Origin of the sequence: Neisseria sicca (assembly GCF_017753665.1) — a bacterium.
In the GTDB taxonomy this organism is placed as follows: domain Bacteria; phylum Pseudomonadota; class Gammaproteobacteria; order Burkholderiales; family Neisseriaceae; genus Neisseria; species Neisseria flava.
Genome location: NZ_CP072524.1, coordinates 532,030 through 548,284, shown reverse-complemented (window position 1 = coordinate 548,284; position 16,255 = coordinate 532,030). Strand labels below are relative to the sequence as shown.

Genomic DNA, 16,255 nt, shown 5'->3' with positions numbered 1-16,255 from the left:
GGGTTTTCAGACGACCTTATTTGTTCATTTCAGACTACAATACCGAATTAAATTCTCTCATCAACCCGACGAACTCCGTCTCATCATAAAAGCAAGGAATACCCATGCATACCGAAGCCGTTTTAACCGTATTGAAAAACCTGCAAAACCAAATCTGCACCGCGCTTGAGCAAGAAGACGGCGGGGCGGTGTTTGCGCGTGAAGAATGGACGGGCAAGTTGGGCGTGGGCGAAACCCGCGTATTGAAAAACGGCGCGGTATTCGAGCAGGCGGGCGTGAATTTTTCGCATGTGAAGGGCAGTAAAATGCCCGTTTCGGCAACGGCGCACCGCCCTGAACTGGCGGGCGCGGCGTTTGAGGCGATGGGCGTGTCGCTGGTGATTCATCCGAAAAATCCGTATGTACCGACCAGCCATGCGAACGTGCGCTTTTTTATCGCGTATCCGGAAGGCGGCGAGCCTGTGTGGTGGTTCGGCGGCGGCTTTGATTTGACGCCGTTTTATCCGTTTGAAGAAGATATTTTGCATTGGCACACGGTCGCGCGGGACGTGTGCGCGCCGTTTGGGGAAGCGGTTTATCCCGAGTTCAAAAAATGGTGCGACGAGTATTTTTACCTGAAACACCGCGGCGAAACGCGCGGCGTGGGCGGTTTGTTTTTCGACGATTTGAACCGCTGGAATTTCGACACCTGCCTGAATTTCATCAAGGCGGTCGGCGAAGGCTACATCGAAGCGTATTTGCCGATTGTGGCGAAACGCAAAAACACGCCGTACGGCGAACGCGAACGCGATTTCCAGCTTTACCGGCGCGGGCGTTATGTGGAATTTAATTTGGTTTGGGACAGGGGTACGCTGTTCGGCCTGCAAAGCGGCGGGCGCACGGAAAGTATTTTGATGTCTATGCCGCCTTTGGTGCGTTTCGAGTATCAATACGCGCCGGAAGAAGGTTCGCCCGAAGCGCGGCTGAACGAGTTTCTCACCGCCCGCGACTGGCTCTCGGAGATGCAATAATGGCGGATAAACAAAAGCCCGACGCCCATCCTTCGGATAAATTCATCCTTGCCATGATTGTCATGGCGGTGTTCCTGGTGATCATCATCGGCAGCGGATTTATCGCCGTAGAATATTTCAAGGCGCATCCCGAAGTGTTTGAATTGAAGCCGCCTGCAAAATAGTTTAGGAAGAAAGACAAAAGGTCGTCTGAAACTTTTCAGACGACCTTTTTCAGCTTTAAAACCCTGGTTTACAAAACAGCCAAAGCCGCGTCGTAATTAGGCTCGTTGGCAATTTCAGCAACCAGTTCGCTGTGCAGGACTTTGTCGTTTTCGTCCAAAACCACAACGGCACGCGCAGTCAGTCCGCGCAACGGGCTGTCGGTCAGAGCGACGCCGTAATCGGCGGCAAAGCTGCTGCGGAACGTAGACAGGTTCACAACATCATCTAAATCTTCCGAACCACAGAAGCGTGCTTGGGCAAACGGCAAATCGGCTGAAATGCACAGCACAACCGCGTTGTCCAAAGAAGACGCGCGTTGGTTAAACGTACGCACGGATTGGGCGCATACGCCGGTATCTACGCATGGGAAAATATTCAATACTTTGCGCTTACCAGCAAAATCTGCCAAAGTTTTGTCAGTCAAATCAACAGCAGCCAGGCTGAATGCAGGCGCGGTTTGACCGACGGCAGGCAGGTCGCCGGAAGTGTGGACAGGGTTGCCTTGGAAGGTAATTTGAGCCATAAGGGTTTCCTTTTTGGGGTTGACGGAAAAATATTGACGAGGATAGAAGGTTTTTATCTGTTTGCCAAGCGATACATAATTAAAGGATTAAAGGCGATATGCTCAAAACAGGTCGTCTAAAATTTTCAGACGACCTTTGTCATGCCCGTTCACACCCACAGCCAAGCCCAAACGCTGCGTCCTTCACCTTGCAGCAACACCAGCGTTCGGCAGGCGGAGGCTGTGTTCATACATTCCAGCCCGATGCCGTGTGCGGCAAGTTCGGCGGCGATTTTCGGATGGAGGAACTGCTGCTTCTCCCCTGTGCCGATGATGATGACTTCGGGCAAATCATCTAAATCGGAGGTCGTCTGAAACAGGTCGGCGGCAGTCAGCTCGGACGGCGTTTGCACGTTCATTGCTTCGATTTTGCCGTTGCGCCAGATGATGGGCGCAGTGTAGGTTTTGCCGCCCGCCTCGATTGCGCCCGCCCGATAAGCGGTCAGGCTTAGGGTTTCATCGGTTTTGTTTTCTTCAATCAGCATTTTTCTTCCGTTTCTTTCTCGGCTTGATATATCAATTTCAAACAGGCTTGCCGCCCTTTCGCCGCGTTCCGTAAAAAAGGTGCAAAATCAGGCAATTTCAGGTAGGATGGGCGACTTTAGCCTGCGCCTTCCGCCCTTGCAAAATCAGCATTATATCAATCTGCGGCGGCGGTGCGTTTCGGGCTTTCTGAATTTCTGTTTTTACTTTTTGATTTAAGAGAATCGGCTCACAAGGAGGCACAATGAAGCCAGTAAACATCGGTCTTTTAGGTTTAGGTACGGTCGGCGGCGGTACGGCTGCCGTGTTGCAGGACAATGCGGCGGAAATCAGCCGCCGTTTGGGACGCGAAGTGCGCATCAGTGCCGTATGCGACTTGAGCGAAGAAAAAGCCCACCAAACCTGTCCGTCCGCAGCCTTCGTCAAAGACCCGTTCGAACTGGTCGCGCGTGAAGACGTCGATGTCGTCGTCGAATTGTTCGGCGGTACCGGCATCGCCAAAGATGCCGTGTTGAAAGCCATTGAAAACGGCAAACACATCGTTACCGCCAACAAAAAACTGCTCGCCGAATACGGCAACGAAATCTTCCCGCTGGCGGAAGAAAAAAACGTCATGGTGCAATTTGAAGCGGCAGTAGCGGGCGGCATCCCGATTATCAAAGCCCTGCGCGAAGGCCTTGCCGCCAACCGCATCCGCAGCATCGCCGGCATCATCAACGGCACCAGCAACTTCATCCTCTCCGAAATGCGCGAAAAAGGCAGCGCGTTTGCCGACGTATTGAAAGAAGCGCAGGCATTGGGCTATGCCGAAGCCGACCCGACCTTTGACATCGAAGGCAACGACGCAGGCCATAAAATCACCATCATGAGTGCGCTGGCATTCGGTACGCCGATGAACTTCCCCGCCTGCTACCTCGAAGGCATCAGCAAACTCGACAGCCGCGACATCAAATACGCCGAAGAACTCGGCTACCGCATCAAACTTTTGGGCATCACCCGTAAAACCGACAAAGGCATCGAATTGCGCGTCCACCCGACCCTGATTCCCGAAAGCCGCCTCTTGGCAAACGTCAACGGCGTGATGAATGCCGTGCGCGTCAACGCCGATATGGTTGGCGAAACCTTATATTACGGCGCGGGCGCGGGCGCATTGCCGACCGCTTCCGCCGTCGTCGCCGACATCATCGACATCGCACGCCTGATTGAAGCGAATACCGACCACCGCGTACCGCATCTGGCGTTCCAACCCTCCCAAGTCCAAGCGCAAACCATCCTGCCTATGGACGAAATCACCAGCAGCTACTACCTGCGCGTCCAAGCCAAAGACGAACCGGGTACGCTGGGGCAAATCGCCGCGCTTTTGGCAAAAGAAAACGTGTCCATCGAAGCCTTAATCCAAAAAGGCGTGATCGACCAAACCACCGCCGAAATCGTGATTCTGACCCACAGCACGGTCGAGAAAAACATCAAGCGCGCCATTGCCGCCATCGAAGCATTAAGCTGCGTGGAAAAACCGATCACCATGATCCGCATGGAAAGCCTGCATGACTGAGCCGAAAAACGAAATGTCCGCCGAAGAGCAAGCCGCGGCGCGTAAAAAAGCGAAAGCCAAAATCCGCACCATCCGCATTTGGGCGTGGGTCATTTTGGCGCTGCTCGCCGCGACCGCCCTGCTCTCCCAATGCACCATGTCCAAACCGCAGGCAAAGCAGAACATCTTTGAGTCTTGCGTGAAAAACATCCCCTTTGCCGAAAAATGGCAAAACGATTTGAAAGAAAGGGGCTTGGATTCAAACAACAGCAAACTCGCCACCGATTACTGCACCTGTATGTGGGACAAGCCTTTGGACAAACTTTCCGAAGAGCAAATCCGTTCATTGGGCAAACTCAGCCCGCAAGAGCAACTCGACCTGCTCGGCGGTGCGCAAGCATTTGAAGATCGCGACAAGCAATGTGTGGCAGGTTTGAAGGCGGAATAATCCGATTTTGACATAGCAAAAAGGTCGTCTGAAAACTCCGTTTGGTGTTTTCAGACGACCTTTTCTCAATATAGGCAGGCATCACGCCGCCCCTTCACGGTATAATCCGCCCCATATCACTTCACAACAAGGAACACACAAGATGGATTGGAAAGGACGCGAACAGAGTCAAAACGTAGAAGACCGACGCGGCAGCAGCGGCGGAGGCGGCGGCGGTAGAACGCCCGGCATCCTCGGTATCATTGTCGTTTTGATCGGCGCTTATTACGGCGTCGATTTGAGCGGCTTGGTCGGCACGCCTTCCATTGGTACGGGTTCAACCCAAACCTCCCAACTCAAACCTCAAGAAGAAGCCGAGCTGAACGAACTTGCCCGCGTCGTCCTCGCCGATACGGAAAAAGCCTGGGGCAGCTATTTCAAGCAACACGGACAAAATTACACCCCGACCACGCTGGTGTTATACAACGGCGGTACATCCACCGCCTGCGGCATGGGCCAATCGGCAATGGGCCCGTTTTACTGCCCGGGCGACCAAAAAGTCTATCTCGACTTAGACTTTTATAGGGATATGCAGACCAAACTCAACTCTGCCAGCGATGCCGCGTTTGCCTACGTCATCGCACACGAAGTCGGACACCACGTCCAAAACCTGCTCGGTATCCTGCCTAAAGTCCACAGAATGCAGCAGCAGGTCGGCAAAAAAGAAGCCAATGCCCTTTCCGTCAAACTCGAATTGCAGGCGGACTGCTACGCGGGCATTTGGGGGCATTACGCCGTCAACAATAATATCTTCAAACCCGAAGACATCCCCAAAGCCATGCTGGCTGCCGAATCCGTCGGCGACGACCGCCTGCAGAAAGACGGGCAGGGCTATGTTGTTCCCGACAGCTTTACACACGGCTCGTCCGAACAGCGCATGGCATGGCTCAAACGCGGTTTGGACAGCGGCGACATCAATCAATGCAACACTTTCGGCAATTGATTGAAACCGCAGTAAATGGTTATTTGATATAACCCCCAAAGGTCGTCTGAAAGCCTTCAGACGACCTTTGCCTATGTTAGAATAAGCCCGTTTTCCATTCACAATCACAAAGGAAACCATCATGGCAAACATTGCCCGCGACATCTTCAAAGCCTACGACATCCGAGGCATTGTCGGCAAAACCCTGACCAACGAAGCCGCCTACCTTATCGGCAAAGCCATCGCCACCAGAGCTGCCGAAAAAGGCATCACCCGCATCGCACTCGGACGCGACGGACGCTTGAGCGGTCCCGAACTGATGGAACACATCCAACGCGGTTTTACCGACGGCGGCATCGACGTCCTCAATGTCGGCATGGTCGCCACCCCCATGCTTTATTTCGCCGCCATCAACGAATGCGGCGGCAGCGGCGTGATGATTACCGGCAGCCACAACCCGCCTGATTACAACGGCTTCAAAATGATGCTCGGCGGCGACACCCTCGCAGGCGAAGCCATCCAAGAGTTGCTCGCCCTGATCGAAGCCGACAAACTGACCGCTTCTGATAAAAAAGGCAGCGTAACCGAAAAAGACATCTCCGGCGAATACCACAACCACATCGTCGGTCACGTCAAACTCAAACGCCCCATGAAAATCGCCATCGACGCGGGCAACGGCATCGGCGGCGCATTCGCAGGCAAACTCTACAAAGGTTTGGACAACGAAGTGACCGAACTTTTCTGCGAAGTGGACGGCAATTTCCCCAACCACCATCCCGACCCTTCCAAACCGAAAAACCTGCAAGATTTGATTGCCGCACTGAAAAACAGCGACGCCGAAATCGGCTTGGCTTTTGACGGCGATGCCGACCGCTTGGGCGTCGTGACCAAAGACGGCAACATTATTTATCCCGACCGCCAACTCATGCTGTTCGCCCAAGACGTTTTGAGCCGCAACCCCGGCGCGAAAGTCATCTTCGACGTCAAATCCACCCGTCTGCTGGCTCCGTGGATTAAAGAACACGGCGGCGAACCCGTCATGGAAAAAACCGGTCACAGCTTCATCAAGTCCGCCATGAAAAAAACCGGCGCGCTGGTTGCCGGCGAAATGAGCGGACACGTCTTCTTCAAAGAACGCTGGTTCGGCTTCGACGACGGTCTGTATGCCGGCGCGCGCCTCTTGGAAATCCTGTCTGCCTTCGACAATCCGTCTGAAGTCTTGAACAGCCTGCCGCAAAGCATTTCCACGCCCGAACTCAATATCGACCTGCCCGAAGGCAGTAACGGCCATCAGGTTATCAAAGAACTCGCCGCCAAAGCCAAATTCGAAGGCGCGACCGAAATCATCACCATCGACGGCCTGCGCGTAGAATTCCCCGACGGCTTCGGCCTGATGCGCGCCTCCAATACCACGCCGATTTTGGTGTTGCGCTTCGAAGCAGATTCCGACGAAGCCATCGGGCGGATTCAAAACCAGTTCAAAGCCGTCATAGAAAGCAATCCCGCGCTGAAATGGCCACTGTAAACGGTTAACGCTTTAAAGCTCGAAAGGTCGTCTGAAAACCAATATTGTAGGTTTTCAGACGACCTTTTCTATCTGGCCATACAAAATTCAGCTTTAGTTCACTCCCCTTCAAATACCCGCTGCCTTTGCAGGAATATTCTGCACAATTCGGATCATCGGTTATTTTGCAGGATTGGACAGAATATTTTTTGCCTTATCCAAACCGTCGGCAGCGATACGCAATAAAACCACTAATTTCATTGAAAAAATTTCTTATCCATTCATATTTTGCCAATCTGAAAGATGATAACCAGGTCGTCTGAAATCCAACCCCATCACCATTTCTCTCCCCCTCTCCCAATCCAGAATATAACGAAATCGCATTAAATTAAAACCAAGCATTCTTTCCGTTTTTCAGACGACCTGTTTACAGTATCGCCACTGTTTTCAGAAAAATCACCATTCAACCAAACAATTAAAGCCGCGCAGGCAAACGTTCTGCCTCAAGCAGCCGTCCGCACAAAGGAACCGACATGACCCCAGCCAACCCGCTTCCCATCGAACTTTCCGCACAACTCGCCGCCCTCTCGCCTACACAGCTCGCTTGGCTTTCCGGCTACTGCTGGGCGCAAAGTCAAGGGGCGGCGGGCGGTTTGAGTGTTTCCGTAGCTCCCGCCGTTGCAGCCCCCGCGCGACGCGTGTTGGTCTTATCTGCCTCGCAAACGGGCAATGCGCGCGGCGTTGCCGAATCTTTACACGCCAAACTCAAAAACGCCGGCGTAGAAGCCGTATTGAGCAGCGCGGGGAACTTCAAAAGCAAAACCCTGCCCGATGAAGACATCGTGTTATTGGTAACATCCACGCAAGGCGAGGGCGAGCCGCCCGAAGAAGCCCTGCCGCTGTATAAATTCGTCTTCGGCAAAAAAGCCCCCGATTTGGGCAAACTCACTTTTGCCGTTTTAGGTTTGGGCGATTCCTCCTATCCCAATTTCTGCCAAGCGGGCAAGGACTTTGACGCCAAATTCGCCGAACTGGGCGCACGTCGTCTGAACGACTTGGGCATCTGCGATTTAGAGTTTCAAAGCGCTGCCGATGCTTGGGTCAAAGCCGTTGTCCCCAAAGTTGCCGAGCTTGCTGCCCAAGCTGCTGCGCCTACCGCCACACCAGCCACAAACCAAACCGCTGGCACTGTCTATACCAAAGACAAACCCTATACCGCCACCCTGTCCGTCCGCCAAAAAATCACGTCCCGTTCCGCCGAGAAAGACGTGGAACACATCGAAATCGACCTGTCCGGCTCCGGACTGCACTATCAAGCAGGTGACGCATTGGGCGTACTCCCGCTCAACGATTCGGCTTTGGTTCAAGAAATCCTCGATTTGCACCAATTAAGCGGAGAAGAAAAAGTCCGACTTTCAGACGACCTCGAAACCGACATCCGCACCGCCCTGACCGAGTCCGCAGACATCACGCAAAACACGCCGGCACTCGTGCAGCAGTACGCCGAATTGTCCGGCAGCGAAGCACTCAAAACCACAGCCTCCGACAAAACCCGCTTGGACGCCTACCTCGCCGCCACCCCGCCCGTCGGCGTCTTCACCGCCCACCCCCATCCGTTGGACGCACAAACCCTGTTCCAACTGTTCCGCCCGCAAACTCCGCGCCTTTACTCCATCGCCTCCGCACAAGACGAAGTGGGCGAAGAAGTACACCTGACCGTCGGCGTCGTCCGCTTCGAACACCACGGCAGCACCTACACCGGCGCAGCCTCAGGCTATCTGGGCGAACGCCTTGAAGAAGGCGGCGAAGTACGCGTCTTCGTCGAACCCAACCCCAACTTCCGCCTGCCCGCCGACGGCAACACCCCCGTCATCATGATAGGCGCAGGTACAGGCATCGCCCCCTTCCGCGCCTTCATGCAGCAACGCGCCGCCAACGGCGACAGTGGCAAAAACTGGCTCATCTTCGGCAACCAACGCCTCACCGACGACTTCCTCTACCAGCTTGAATGGAGCGACTACCGCAAAGACGGCATCCTCACCCGCGCCGACTTGGCATGGAGCAGACAAGGCGAACACAAAGTCTATGTCCAACACAAAATCGCCGAACACGCCGCCGAAGTTTGGAACTGGCTGCAACAAGGCGCACACCTCTACGTCTGCGGCGACGCCACCCGCATGGCACGCGACGTAGAAACCGCCCTGCTCGACGTCATCGAAACCCAAGGCAAACTCAGTCGCGACGATGCCGAAGACTATCTCAACGAAATGCGCGAAGACAAACGCTACCAACGCGACGTTTATTGATACCTGCCCAAACAAAAGGTCGTCTGAAAAGCCCAAATCAGGTTTTCAGACGACCTTTTACCAAATCTTATTTGACGGTTTCAGGTAGCGTCCGTCATCAAACGTATTAATCCACTGCGGCCTTAACGCAATAAAAATAGCAGCGGTAATACCGCTTAAAAACGCTTCCGCCCATGCAATGAGGAAAAACACGGGAAATGCCGTACTCCACAATGCCGTTTCAGGAAAAGCCCGCACCCTGTCCAATATGCCGACCAAAACACCCCCGGTCAGCAGCATGCCCGCTGCGGATGCTAAAAAACCATTGACAAAAATGAAGATAAAAATATTGGCGGGAAGCCGGTTAACCCAGGCGCGCGACAGCAAATTGACCGCCAGCGCAGGCAGAAACAACGCAAGCGCATTGACCGGATAAGCCTGCCAATCTGAGCCGAATATCCAAACATAGGGCAAATACAGCAACGCACAGACCCAAAATGCCAGCGGTACACCGAGCATCAAGGCAATCAGGTTTACCGCCAACAGATGGTAGCTCATTCCCGCAAGCTGCCCGCCGTCAGGGGTGGCATTCAAGCTCCAGACCGACGCCAAAATAATCCCTGCCAATGCGGCTGCCGAACCATGTTTTCGAAAATCACGATAAGCCTGCGGCGCGGATAATGCCAACAATAAAACCAACACGCACCACGCAGCAGCCAAAATTAAACCCGAAAACCATCCCGTTTGGAAAAGCATATATCCTCAATGTTTAAAAAGCGTTTCAGACGACCTGATTATAGTGGATTCGCACAACCGAAAGGAAACAAAGCCTTGTCGGTTTTGTTTCATCCTGAAAAGCGTTAGAATAACGGACTTTGCTTTTTTGACTCGGGAAAATTTCAATATGTTGTGGAGCGTGCTGATTATTATTTTATTGCTTGCCATCGGCATCGTGTTTTTACTGCACAAAAAACAAGAACAAGATTGGGAACGCGAGCTGGTCCGTCTGAAACGCGGCAGGGATTTTGACGAAAATCCGGACGAAGCATACGAACTTGCAGAAGAAGCAAAAACCGCAGGCAACAAAACCATCGCCCGCCAGCGTCTTTTGGCGGCGCAACACGACTATAAGAAACGTACGCAAACGCTTTCAGACGACTCCTCTTTCTCTCCAAGCTCGCTGGCGGAGGCTATGGGCGCATTTCAAGTTTCCCCTTCCGTACAAGAAGATGAGGCAGATTCATCACCCACATACGAAACGTCGTCTGAAACCGATTTCGAGCCGGAATACCTCCACGAGCCTGAATTTCCCGCAACGCGCGACAATCCTCTCCCTAAAGTCCGCCCAAATGCCCACAAACCTGAGCAATATCCGGAAATCGTACCGTTTGAAACGTCCGATACGCCGGAATATACGCCCGGTTTGGTAACAGGTAGCTCCTTCGAAGAGATTACTTTGGAAGAAGCCACCCGCTCTCTGACCGAAGCCGCCGTTCAAGAATGGGAAGAGCATCAAACCGCCAAACAAAACCCCGTTGCCATCACCGCTGAAAGCGAACCGGAAATCCGTTTGGTGCGGACATCGGTTACACCGATGAAAGGTTTGGAAGTCATTGATTTCAACGACCCTGTCTTACGCCGTACGCGCGAACGTGTCAAATCTTATGTGGATAGCATCCATCTGGAAAAAGCCGGCCGACCCCATATCGAAACGGCACAAACCGCTTTGCGTACTGCCGAACGTGAATCCATCCCCTCTACGGCCAACTATTACGGTCAAAAAGACGAAATCAACGTCATCGACATCCAAAACAATCTCGCCATGCGCCGTGCCGCTCGCGACAAACTTGCCGCAGCCGTTGCCCCTGTGCGCGGATACCAGCCTCAAATTATTGAAGATGAGGATATTTTTGCCAATCTGAAACTGCCCGCAAACCGCCGCCGCACGCTCAAGCACTCCGAAGCTGCCGCAGAAAAAATGACCCGTCGTCAACTGTCTAAACAAGAAGCAGAAAGTGTTGAAAAATCAACGGCGAAACCCACCTCATCCTTTACAGCAAGAAACCAAGCTCCTGTTCTCAGCCGAAAAGCGGCGGTTCCCGCCAAACTGTCCCGCGCCGTTCGTGAAAACACTTTCATCTCCCGTCCGCCCGCTCCTGACGCAACCGTTATCGAACCACCTCCCGTACCGCCCGTACCGGCACCTGCGGTCGATATTCCGAAACCGCCCAAATTTGATATACCTGAAAACAAAATCGATATTCCCGAACCGCCCGTGTTCCGTAACCATCCGTCCGTTTCCGTATTTGAGTCGGAAGTTAACGCACACATCAGCAACAATCCGGAAATCTCTATACATGATTACCTGATTCGCGAATCGGCAAGCGACACAATTAATGACGTTGATTCCGAAGCAGACAACGATACCGTGGATGTATTCGGACACGACCTGCCACATGAGCAAACGTCGTCTGAAAACATTGAAACCAATGAAACACCATGGTTTGACGGTGACGATGATTGGGACGCGGCTTCAGACGACCTCACCGCCCCGCAGACGAACAGTATCCATCTGCCGACTACCGCCCTGCTCCTTCCGCCTCAATTCGACCCTGCCGCGACGCAGACCGAAGAAGAATTGCTGAACAACAGCATCACCATCGAAGAAAAACTGGCGGAATTCAAGGTCAAAGTCAAAGTCGTGGATTCCTATTCTGGTCCGGTGATTACGCGTTACGAAATCGAACCTGATGTCGGCGTGCGCGGCAATTCGGTCATGAACCTCGAAAAAGACCTCGCCCGTTCGCTCGGCGTTGCCTCTATCCGCGTCGTCGAAACCATACCCGGTAAAACCTGTATGGGCTTGGAGCTGCCGAACCCGAAACGCCAAATGATACGTCTGAGCGAAATTTTCAATTCGCCTGCGTTTGCCGAATCCAAATCCAAGCTCACGCTTGCGCTCGGTCAGGATATTACCGGACAGCCCGTCGTTACCGACTTGGGCAAAGCGCCGCATTTGTTGGTTGCCGGTACGACCGGCTCGGGTAAATCGGTCGGCGTCAACGCCATGATTCTGTCCATGCTCTTCAAGGCAACGCCTGAAGACGTGCGCATGATTATGATTGACCCGAAAATGCTGGAATTAAGCATTTACGAAGGCATTCCGCACCTGCTCGCGCCTGTCGTTACCGATATGAAACTGGCGGCAAACGCGCTCAACTGGTGCGTCAACGAAATGGAAAAACGCTATCGTCTGATGAGTCATGTAGGCGTTCGCAACCTTGCGGGCTTCAACCAAAAAATCATGGAAGCTGCCGCACAAGGCATGAAAATTGCCAACCCGTTCAGCCTGACGCCCGACGATCCCGAACCTTTGGAAAAACTGCCGTTTATCGTCGTCGTGGTTGACGAATTTGCCGACCTGATGATGACCGCAGGCAAGAAAATCGAAGAACTGATTGCCCGCCTTGCCCAAAAAGCCCGCGCAGCAGGTATCCATTTGATCCTTGCCACGCAACGCCCCAGCGTCGATGTCATCACAGGTCTGATTAAAGCCAACATCCCGACACGCATCGCCTTCCAAGTATCCAGCAAAATCGACAGCCGCACGATTCTCGACCAAATGGGCGCGGAAAACCTGCTCGGACAAGGCGATATGCTGTTCCTGCCGCCCGGTACAGGCTATCCCCAACGTGTTCACGGTGCATTCGCTTCAGACGACGAAGTACACCGTGTGGTCGAATATCTGAAACAATTCGGCGAGCCCGATTACATTGACGATATTCTGATGAGCGGCACAACCGACGATCTGCCGGGCATCAGCCGCAGCAGCGACAGCGAAGTTGACCCGATGTATGACGAAGCAGTCTCTGTCGTTCTGAAAACGCGCAAAGCCAGCATTTCCGGCATCCAGCGTCAATTACGCATCGGCTATAACCGTGCCGCCCGCCTGATTGACCAAATGGAAGCAGACGGCATCGTTTCGCCTGCCGAAACCAACGGCAACCGTACCGTTTTGGCACAAAGCAGCGAACATTTGGACTAAAGCCACACCAAAGTAGGAGAAAAGCCGATTGCCGTTGCAGTTTCCCCTGGTTTTGGTACAATACCGCCATTCATTCTTATACAGACAAGCCGCCGGGATTTAGGCGGCTTGTATTTTTATTTTCATTTTGCGGATTATATTTACCGCGTATTTACCAGGCAAAAGCAGCCAAACGCTTTTGCGGAGACGACAAACCATGCAAAAAATTCCATTGACCGCACGCGGCGCAGAACTGCTCAAACAAGAATTGCAACGCCTCAAAAGCGTCGCCCGTCCCGAAATCATCGAAGCCATCGCCGAAGCCCGTTCACACGGCGACTTGTCCGAAAACGCCGAATATGAAGCTGCCAAAGAAAAACAAGGCTTTATTGAAGGTCGTATTTCCGAACTGGAACACAAATTGTCCATGGCACACATCATCAACCCTGCCGAAATCCACGCAGAAGGCAAAATTGTCTTCGGTACGACCGTAACTTTGGAAGATTTAGAAACCGAAGAACACGTTACCTATCAAATCGTAGGCGAAGACGAAGCGGACATCAAAGAAGGTAAAATCTACGTTGGCTCCCCTATTGCCCGCGCCCTAATCGGTAAAGAAGAAGGCGACGTAGCCGAAGTACAAGCTCCCGGCGGCGTTCGCGAATACGACATTATTTCGGTCCAATATATCTGATTGTCCCGAATATTATTGATATAAAACGTCGTCTGGAAACCAAGAAAAATGGTTTTCAGACGACCTTTCAACATTCACCCTAACTACTGCTTAAAAGGGAATGTGGAATCAAAGTTCCGACACAAGACAATTCAACTTAATATTCCTCCCCCCTACTTTTTCATCTACATTCAGTAAAAAAGGTCATCTGAAATTTTTCAGACGACCTTTCATCAATCAAAATCGACTCAACGATTATTCAGGTGCTTTTTCTTCGCGGGCAGGAGCTTCGACCAAAGCTTTGATAGACAGGCGCACGCGGCCGCGGTCGTCCACTTCCAATGCTTTCACATTTACAACCTGACCGACTTGCAGATAGTCGCTGACGTTGCGTACGCGCTCGTGGGCGATTTGGCTGATGTGTACCAAACCGTCTTTACCCGGCATCACGCTGACGATGGCGCCGACGTTGTTGTCGAGGATTTTAACCACAGTACCTTCGTATACTTTGCCCACTTCCACTTCGGCAGTGATTTCTTCGATGCGTTTTTTCGCTGCATCGCCTGCTTCTTGAGTGGTTGCGGCAATAGTGATGGTGCCGTCTTCCGCGATATTGATTTCAGTACCGGTTTCAGCAGTAATCGCGCGGATGGTTTCGCCGCCTTTGCCGATAACGTCGCGGATTTTGTCTTGGTTGATTTTCATGGTGAATAGGCGCGGAGCATGGGCAGACAATTCTTGCGGACCTGCCACGGCGGCTTTCATCTGTTCCAAGATGTGCAGACGAGCGTCTTTGGCTTGCGCCAAGGCAATCTGCATGATTTCTTTGGTAATACCTTGGATTTTGATGTCCATTTGCAGCGCGGTCACGCCTTCGGTCGTACCGGCAACTTTGAAGTCCATGTCGCCCAAGTGATCCTCATCACCCAAGATGTCGGTCAACACGGCGAATTTGTTGTTGTCCAAAATCAGACCCATCGCGATACCGGCAACGTGTGCTTTCAAAGGCACACCGGCAGACAGCAGGCTCAAGCAGCCGCCGCAGACGGAAGCCATAGAAGACGAACCGTTGGACTCGGTAATTTCGGAAACAACACGCATGGTGTAGCTGAATTCTTCAGGAGACGGCAATACGGCAACCAGTGCGCGTTTTGCCAAGCGGCCGTGTCCGATTTCACGACGTTTCGGCGCGCCGACGCGACCCACTTCACCGGTAGAATATGGCGGGAAGTTGTAATGCAACATGAAGCGGTCTGTGTATTCACCGGAAAGCGCATCAATGATTTGCTCGTCGCGAGAAGTACCCAAAGTCGCTACTGCAAGGGCTTGGGTTTCACCACGGGTAAACAGGGCAGAACCGTGTGTACGCGGCAGTACGCCGGTTTGAATGTTCAAAGGACGGACGGTGCGGGTATCGCGACCGTCGATACGCGGCTGACCATCCAAAATTTGGGTGCGGACAACGTCGGCTTCCAAATGCTTGAAAATGCCTTTGATTTCATTGGCAGCCAGAGTATCGGTTTCTTCGGTAATTAGCGCATCTTTTACTGCATTCCAAGCTTCGTCCAATTTAGCGGAACGCGCTTGTTTTTGACGGATTTTGAACGCTTCTTTAATGGCTTCGCCGGCAATTTCGCGTACTTTGGCAACCAATTCTTCATTGGTTTCAGGCGCTTTCCAATCCCATACTTCAGGGTTTACTTCATCGGCGAATTCATTGATAGCATTAATCGCCACCTGCATTTGGTCGTGACCGTAAACTACGGCACCGAGCATCACATCTTCAGGCAGGATTTTGGCTTCGGATTCCACCATCAAAACTGCTTTAGATGTACCTGCAACCACCAAGTCCAGCTTGGATTTAGCCAATTCGGCTTTGGTCGGGTTCAATACGTACACGCCGTTTACATAACCTACGCGAGCGGCACCAATCGGACCGGCAAACGGTACACCGCTCAACACCAGCGCAGCGGATGCGCCGAGCATGGCAGGAATATCGGAATCGATTTCAGGATCAACGGAAACCACCATCGCAACGATTTGGATGTCGTGGTAGAAACCTTCGGGGAATAGCGGACGGATAGGACGGTCGATCAGACGGCTGGTCAGGATTTCTTTTTCACTTTGTTTGCCTTCGCGTTTAAAGAAACCGCCGGGGATTTTACCTGCGGCATAAGTGCGCTCGAGGTAATCAACAGTCAGAGGGAAAAAGTCTTGACCTTCTTTGACTTCTTTATTGGTGGTCACAGCGACCAAAACAACGGTATCGCCCATCGATACTTTAACAGCCGCTGCGGCTTGGCGTGCGATTTCGCCGGTTTCCAAAGTAACGGTGTGATTGCCGTACTGGAAGGTTTTAACGTGTTTATCGAACATTTTGTTCCTTTCGAAATGCCGCACGCTAAAACACTAATAATGCACACTAAAAGTGAGAATGTGCATAGTTAGGGTTTCAGGTGTGCGGCGGTTGGTAAAAACTATATTTTTCAGACGACCTCAAACGGTCAATCCAAACGCGCATTATAATAGCAAATGTAAGTAAATCCAAGCATTCATGACAGCAAAGGTCG

13 protein-coding genes are annotated in these 16,255 nt (G+C 52.5%); 9 read left to right on the top strand and 4 right to left on the bottom strand.

What is annotated here, in order from left to right; genetic code table 11:
- Positions 1–104 precede the first annotated feature (104 nt).
- Together hemF and J7445_RS02595 are read left to right on the top strand one after the other, a co-directional pair.
- Positions 105–1,010 (top strand): oxygen-dependent coproporphyrinogen oxidase, encoded by a 906-nt coding sequence (hemF, locus tag J7445_RS02600; RefSeq protein WP_146736511.1) that lies wholly within the window; start codon positions 105–107, stop codon positions 1,008–1,010.
- On the top strand, positions 1,010–1,174 hold the full coding sequence (locus tag J7445_RS02595; RefSeq protein ID WP_168165589.1) for a hypothetical protein: 165 nt from the start codon (positions 1,010–1,012) through the stop codon (positions 1,172–1,174). Before hemF ends, J7445_RS02595 begins: the two co-directional genes overlap by 1 nt.
- A 68-nt stretch (positions 1,175–1,242) precedes the next feature.
- Here the strand turns inward: J7445_RS02595 and tpx are convergent, their stop codons facing one another.
- The gene (gene tpx, locus J7445_RS02590; protein ID WP_045072554.1) at positions 1,243–1,737 is read right to left on the bottom strand and encodes a thiol peroxidase; all 495 of its coding nucleotides are present in this window, start codon (positions 1,735–1,737) and stop codon (positions 1,243–1,245) included.
- A 149-nt stretch (positions 1,738–1,886) separates the two neighbouring features.
- Entirely contained in the window at positions 1,887–2,261 is a 375-nt protein-coding gene (locus J7445_RS02585; RefSeq protein WP_049223470.1) for an Mth938-like domain-containing protein, read from the bottom strand.
- A gap of 242 nt (positions 2,262–2,503) precedes the next feature.
- Between J7445_RS02585 and J7445_RS02580 the strand changes: the two genes are divergently transcribed.
- The 5 genes from J7445_RS02580 (at position 2,504) to J7445_RS02560 (ending at position 9,009) form a co-directional block, all read left to right on the top strand.
- Positions 2,504–3,811 (top strand): homoserine dehydrogenase, encoded by a 1,308-nt coding sequence (locus tag J7445_RS02580; RefSeq protein WP_070655339.1) that lies wholly within the window; start codon positions 2,504–2,506, stop codon positions 3,809–3,811.
- Positions 3,804–4,238 carry a hypothetical protein gene (locus tag J7445_RS02575; protein ID WP_209283123.1) on the top strand — a complete coding sequence of 145 codons (435 nt, stop codon included), beginning with the start codon at positions 3,804–3,806 and terminating at the stop codon, positions 4,236–4,238. Before J7445_RS02580 ends, J7445_RS02575 begins: the two co-directional genes overlap by 8 nt.
- Positions 4,239–4,380: 142 nt before the next feature.
- Positions 4,381–5,220, top strand: coding sequence for a KPN_02809 family neutral zinc metallopeptidase (gene ypfJ / locus J7445_RS02570; protein ID WP_070655336.1), 840 nt, complete (start codon positions 4,381–4,383; stop codon positions 5,218–5,220).
- Positions 5,221–5,341: 121 nt separating this feature from the next.
- Positions 5,342–6,724 (top strand): phosphomannomutase/phosphoglucomutase, encoded by a 1,383-nt coding sequence (locus tag J7445_RS02565; protein ID WP_070655334.1) that lies wholly within the window; start codon positions 5,342–5,344, stop codon positions 6,722–6,724.
- 512 nt (positions 6,725–7,236) lie between these two features.
- Complete coding sequence (locus J7445_RS02560; protein WP_209283122.1) at positions 7,237–9,009, top strand: assimilatory sulfite reductase (NADPH) flavoprotein subunit; 1,773 nt, start codon at positions 7,237–7,239, stop codon at positions 9,007–9,009.
- A gap of 57 nt (positions 9,010–9,066) precedes the next feature.
- Here the strand turns inward: J7445_RS02560 and J7445_RS02555 are convergent, their stop codons facing one another.
- Positions 9,067–9,744, bottom strand: coding sequence for an energy-coupling factor ABC transporter permease (locus J7445_RS02555; RefSeq protein WP_070655333.1), 678 nt, complete (start codon positions 9,742–9,744; stop codon positions 9,067–9,069).
- 148 nt (positions 9,745–9,892) lie between these two features.
- Here J7445_RS02555 and J7445_RS02550 point away from each other — a divergent pair, with 148 nt between their 5' ends.
- A complete protein-coding gene (locus tag J7445_RS02550; RefSeq protein WP_070655331.1) occupies positions 9,893–13,033 on the top strand; it encodes a DNA translocase FtsK in 3,141 nt (1,046 codons plus the stop codon).
- Positions 13,034–13,229: 196 nt separating this feature from the next.
- Positions 13,230–13,706 carry a transcription elongation factor GreA gene (gene greA, locus J7445_RS02545; RefSeq protein WP_016686342.1) on the top strand — a complete coding sequence of 159 codons (477 nt, stop codon included), beginning with the start codon at positions 13,230–13,232 and terminating at the stop codon, positions 13,704–13,706.
- A 234-nt stretch (positions 13,707–13,940) separates the two neighbouring features.
- Here greA and pnp read toward each other — a convergent pair whose 3' ends face one another.
- Positions 13,941–16,061: a polyribonucleotide nucleotidyltransferase gene (gene pnp / locus J7445_RS02540; RefSeq protein WP_070655330.1), complete on the bottom strand. Its 2,121-nt coding sequence runs from the start codon at positions 16,059–16,061 to the stop codon at positions 13,941–13,943.
- Positions 16,062–16,255: the final 194 nt, after the last annotated feature.

Excerpts from the sequence above, each read along its gene's own strand:
- pnp (WP_070655330.1), bottom strand. The coding sequence starts at position 16,061 with ATGTTCGATAAACACGTTAAAACCTTCCAGTACGGCAATCACACCGTT.
- J7445_RS02585 (WP_049223470.1), bottom strand. The coding sequence starts at position 2,261 with ATGCTGATTGAAGAAAACAAAACCGATGAAACCCTAAGCCTGACCGCT.
- J7445_RS02580 (WP_070655339.1), top strand. The coding sequence starts at position 2,504 with ATGAAGCCAGTAAACATCGGTCTTTTAGGTTTAGGTACGGTCGGCGGC.
- J7445_RS02560 (WP_209283122.1), top strand. The coding sequence starts at position 7,237 with ATGACCCCAGCCAACCCGCTTCCCATCGAACTTTCCGCACAACTCGCC.
- J7445_RS02555 (WP_070655333.1), bottom strand. The coding sequence starts at position 9,744 with ATGCTTTTCCAAACGGGATGGTTTTCGGGTTTAATTTTGGCTGCTGCG.
- ypfJ (WP_070655336.1), top strand. The coding sequence starts at position 4,381 with ATGGATTGGAAAGGACGCGAACAGAGTCAAAACGTAGAAGACCGACGC.
- hemF (WP_146736511.1), top strand. The coding sequence starts at position 105 with ATGCATACCGAAGCCGTTTTAACCGTATTGAAAAACCTGCAAAACCAA.
- greA (WP_016686342.1), top strand. The coding sequence starts at position 13,230 with ATGCAAAAAATTCCATTGACCGCACGCGGCGCAGAACTGCTCAAACAA.
- J7445_RS02550 (WP_070655331.1), top strand. The coding sequence starts at position 9,893 with ATGTTGTGGAGCGTGCTGATTATTATTTTATTGCTTGCCATCGGCATC.
- tpx (WP_045072554.1), bottom strand. The coding sequence starts at position 1,737 with ATGGCTCAAATTACCTTCCAAGGCAACCCTGTCCACACTTCCGGCGAC.
- J7445_RS02565 (WP_070655334.1), top strand. The coding sequence starts at position 5,342 with ATGGCAAACATTGCCCGCGACATCTTCAAAGCCTACGACATCCGAGGC.
- J7445_RS02595 (WP_168165589.1), top strand. The coding sequence starts at position 1,010 with ATGGCGGATAAACAAAAGCCCGACGCCCATCCTTCGGATAAATTCATC.
- J7445_RS02575 (WP_209283123.1), top strand. The coding sequence starts at position 3,804 with ATGACTGAGCCGAAAAACGAAATGTCCGCCGAAGAGCAAGCCGCGGCG.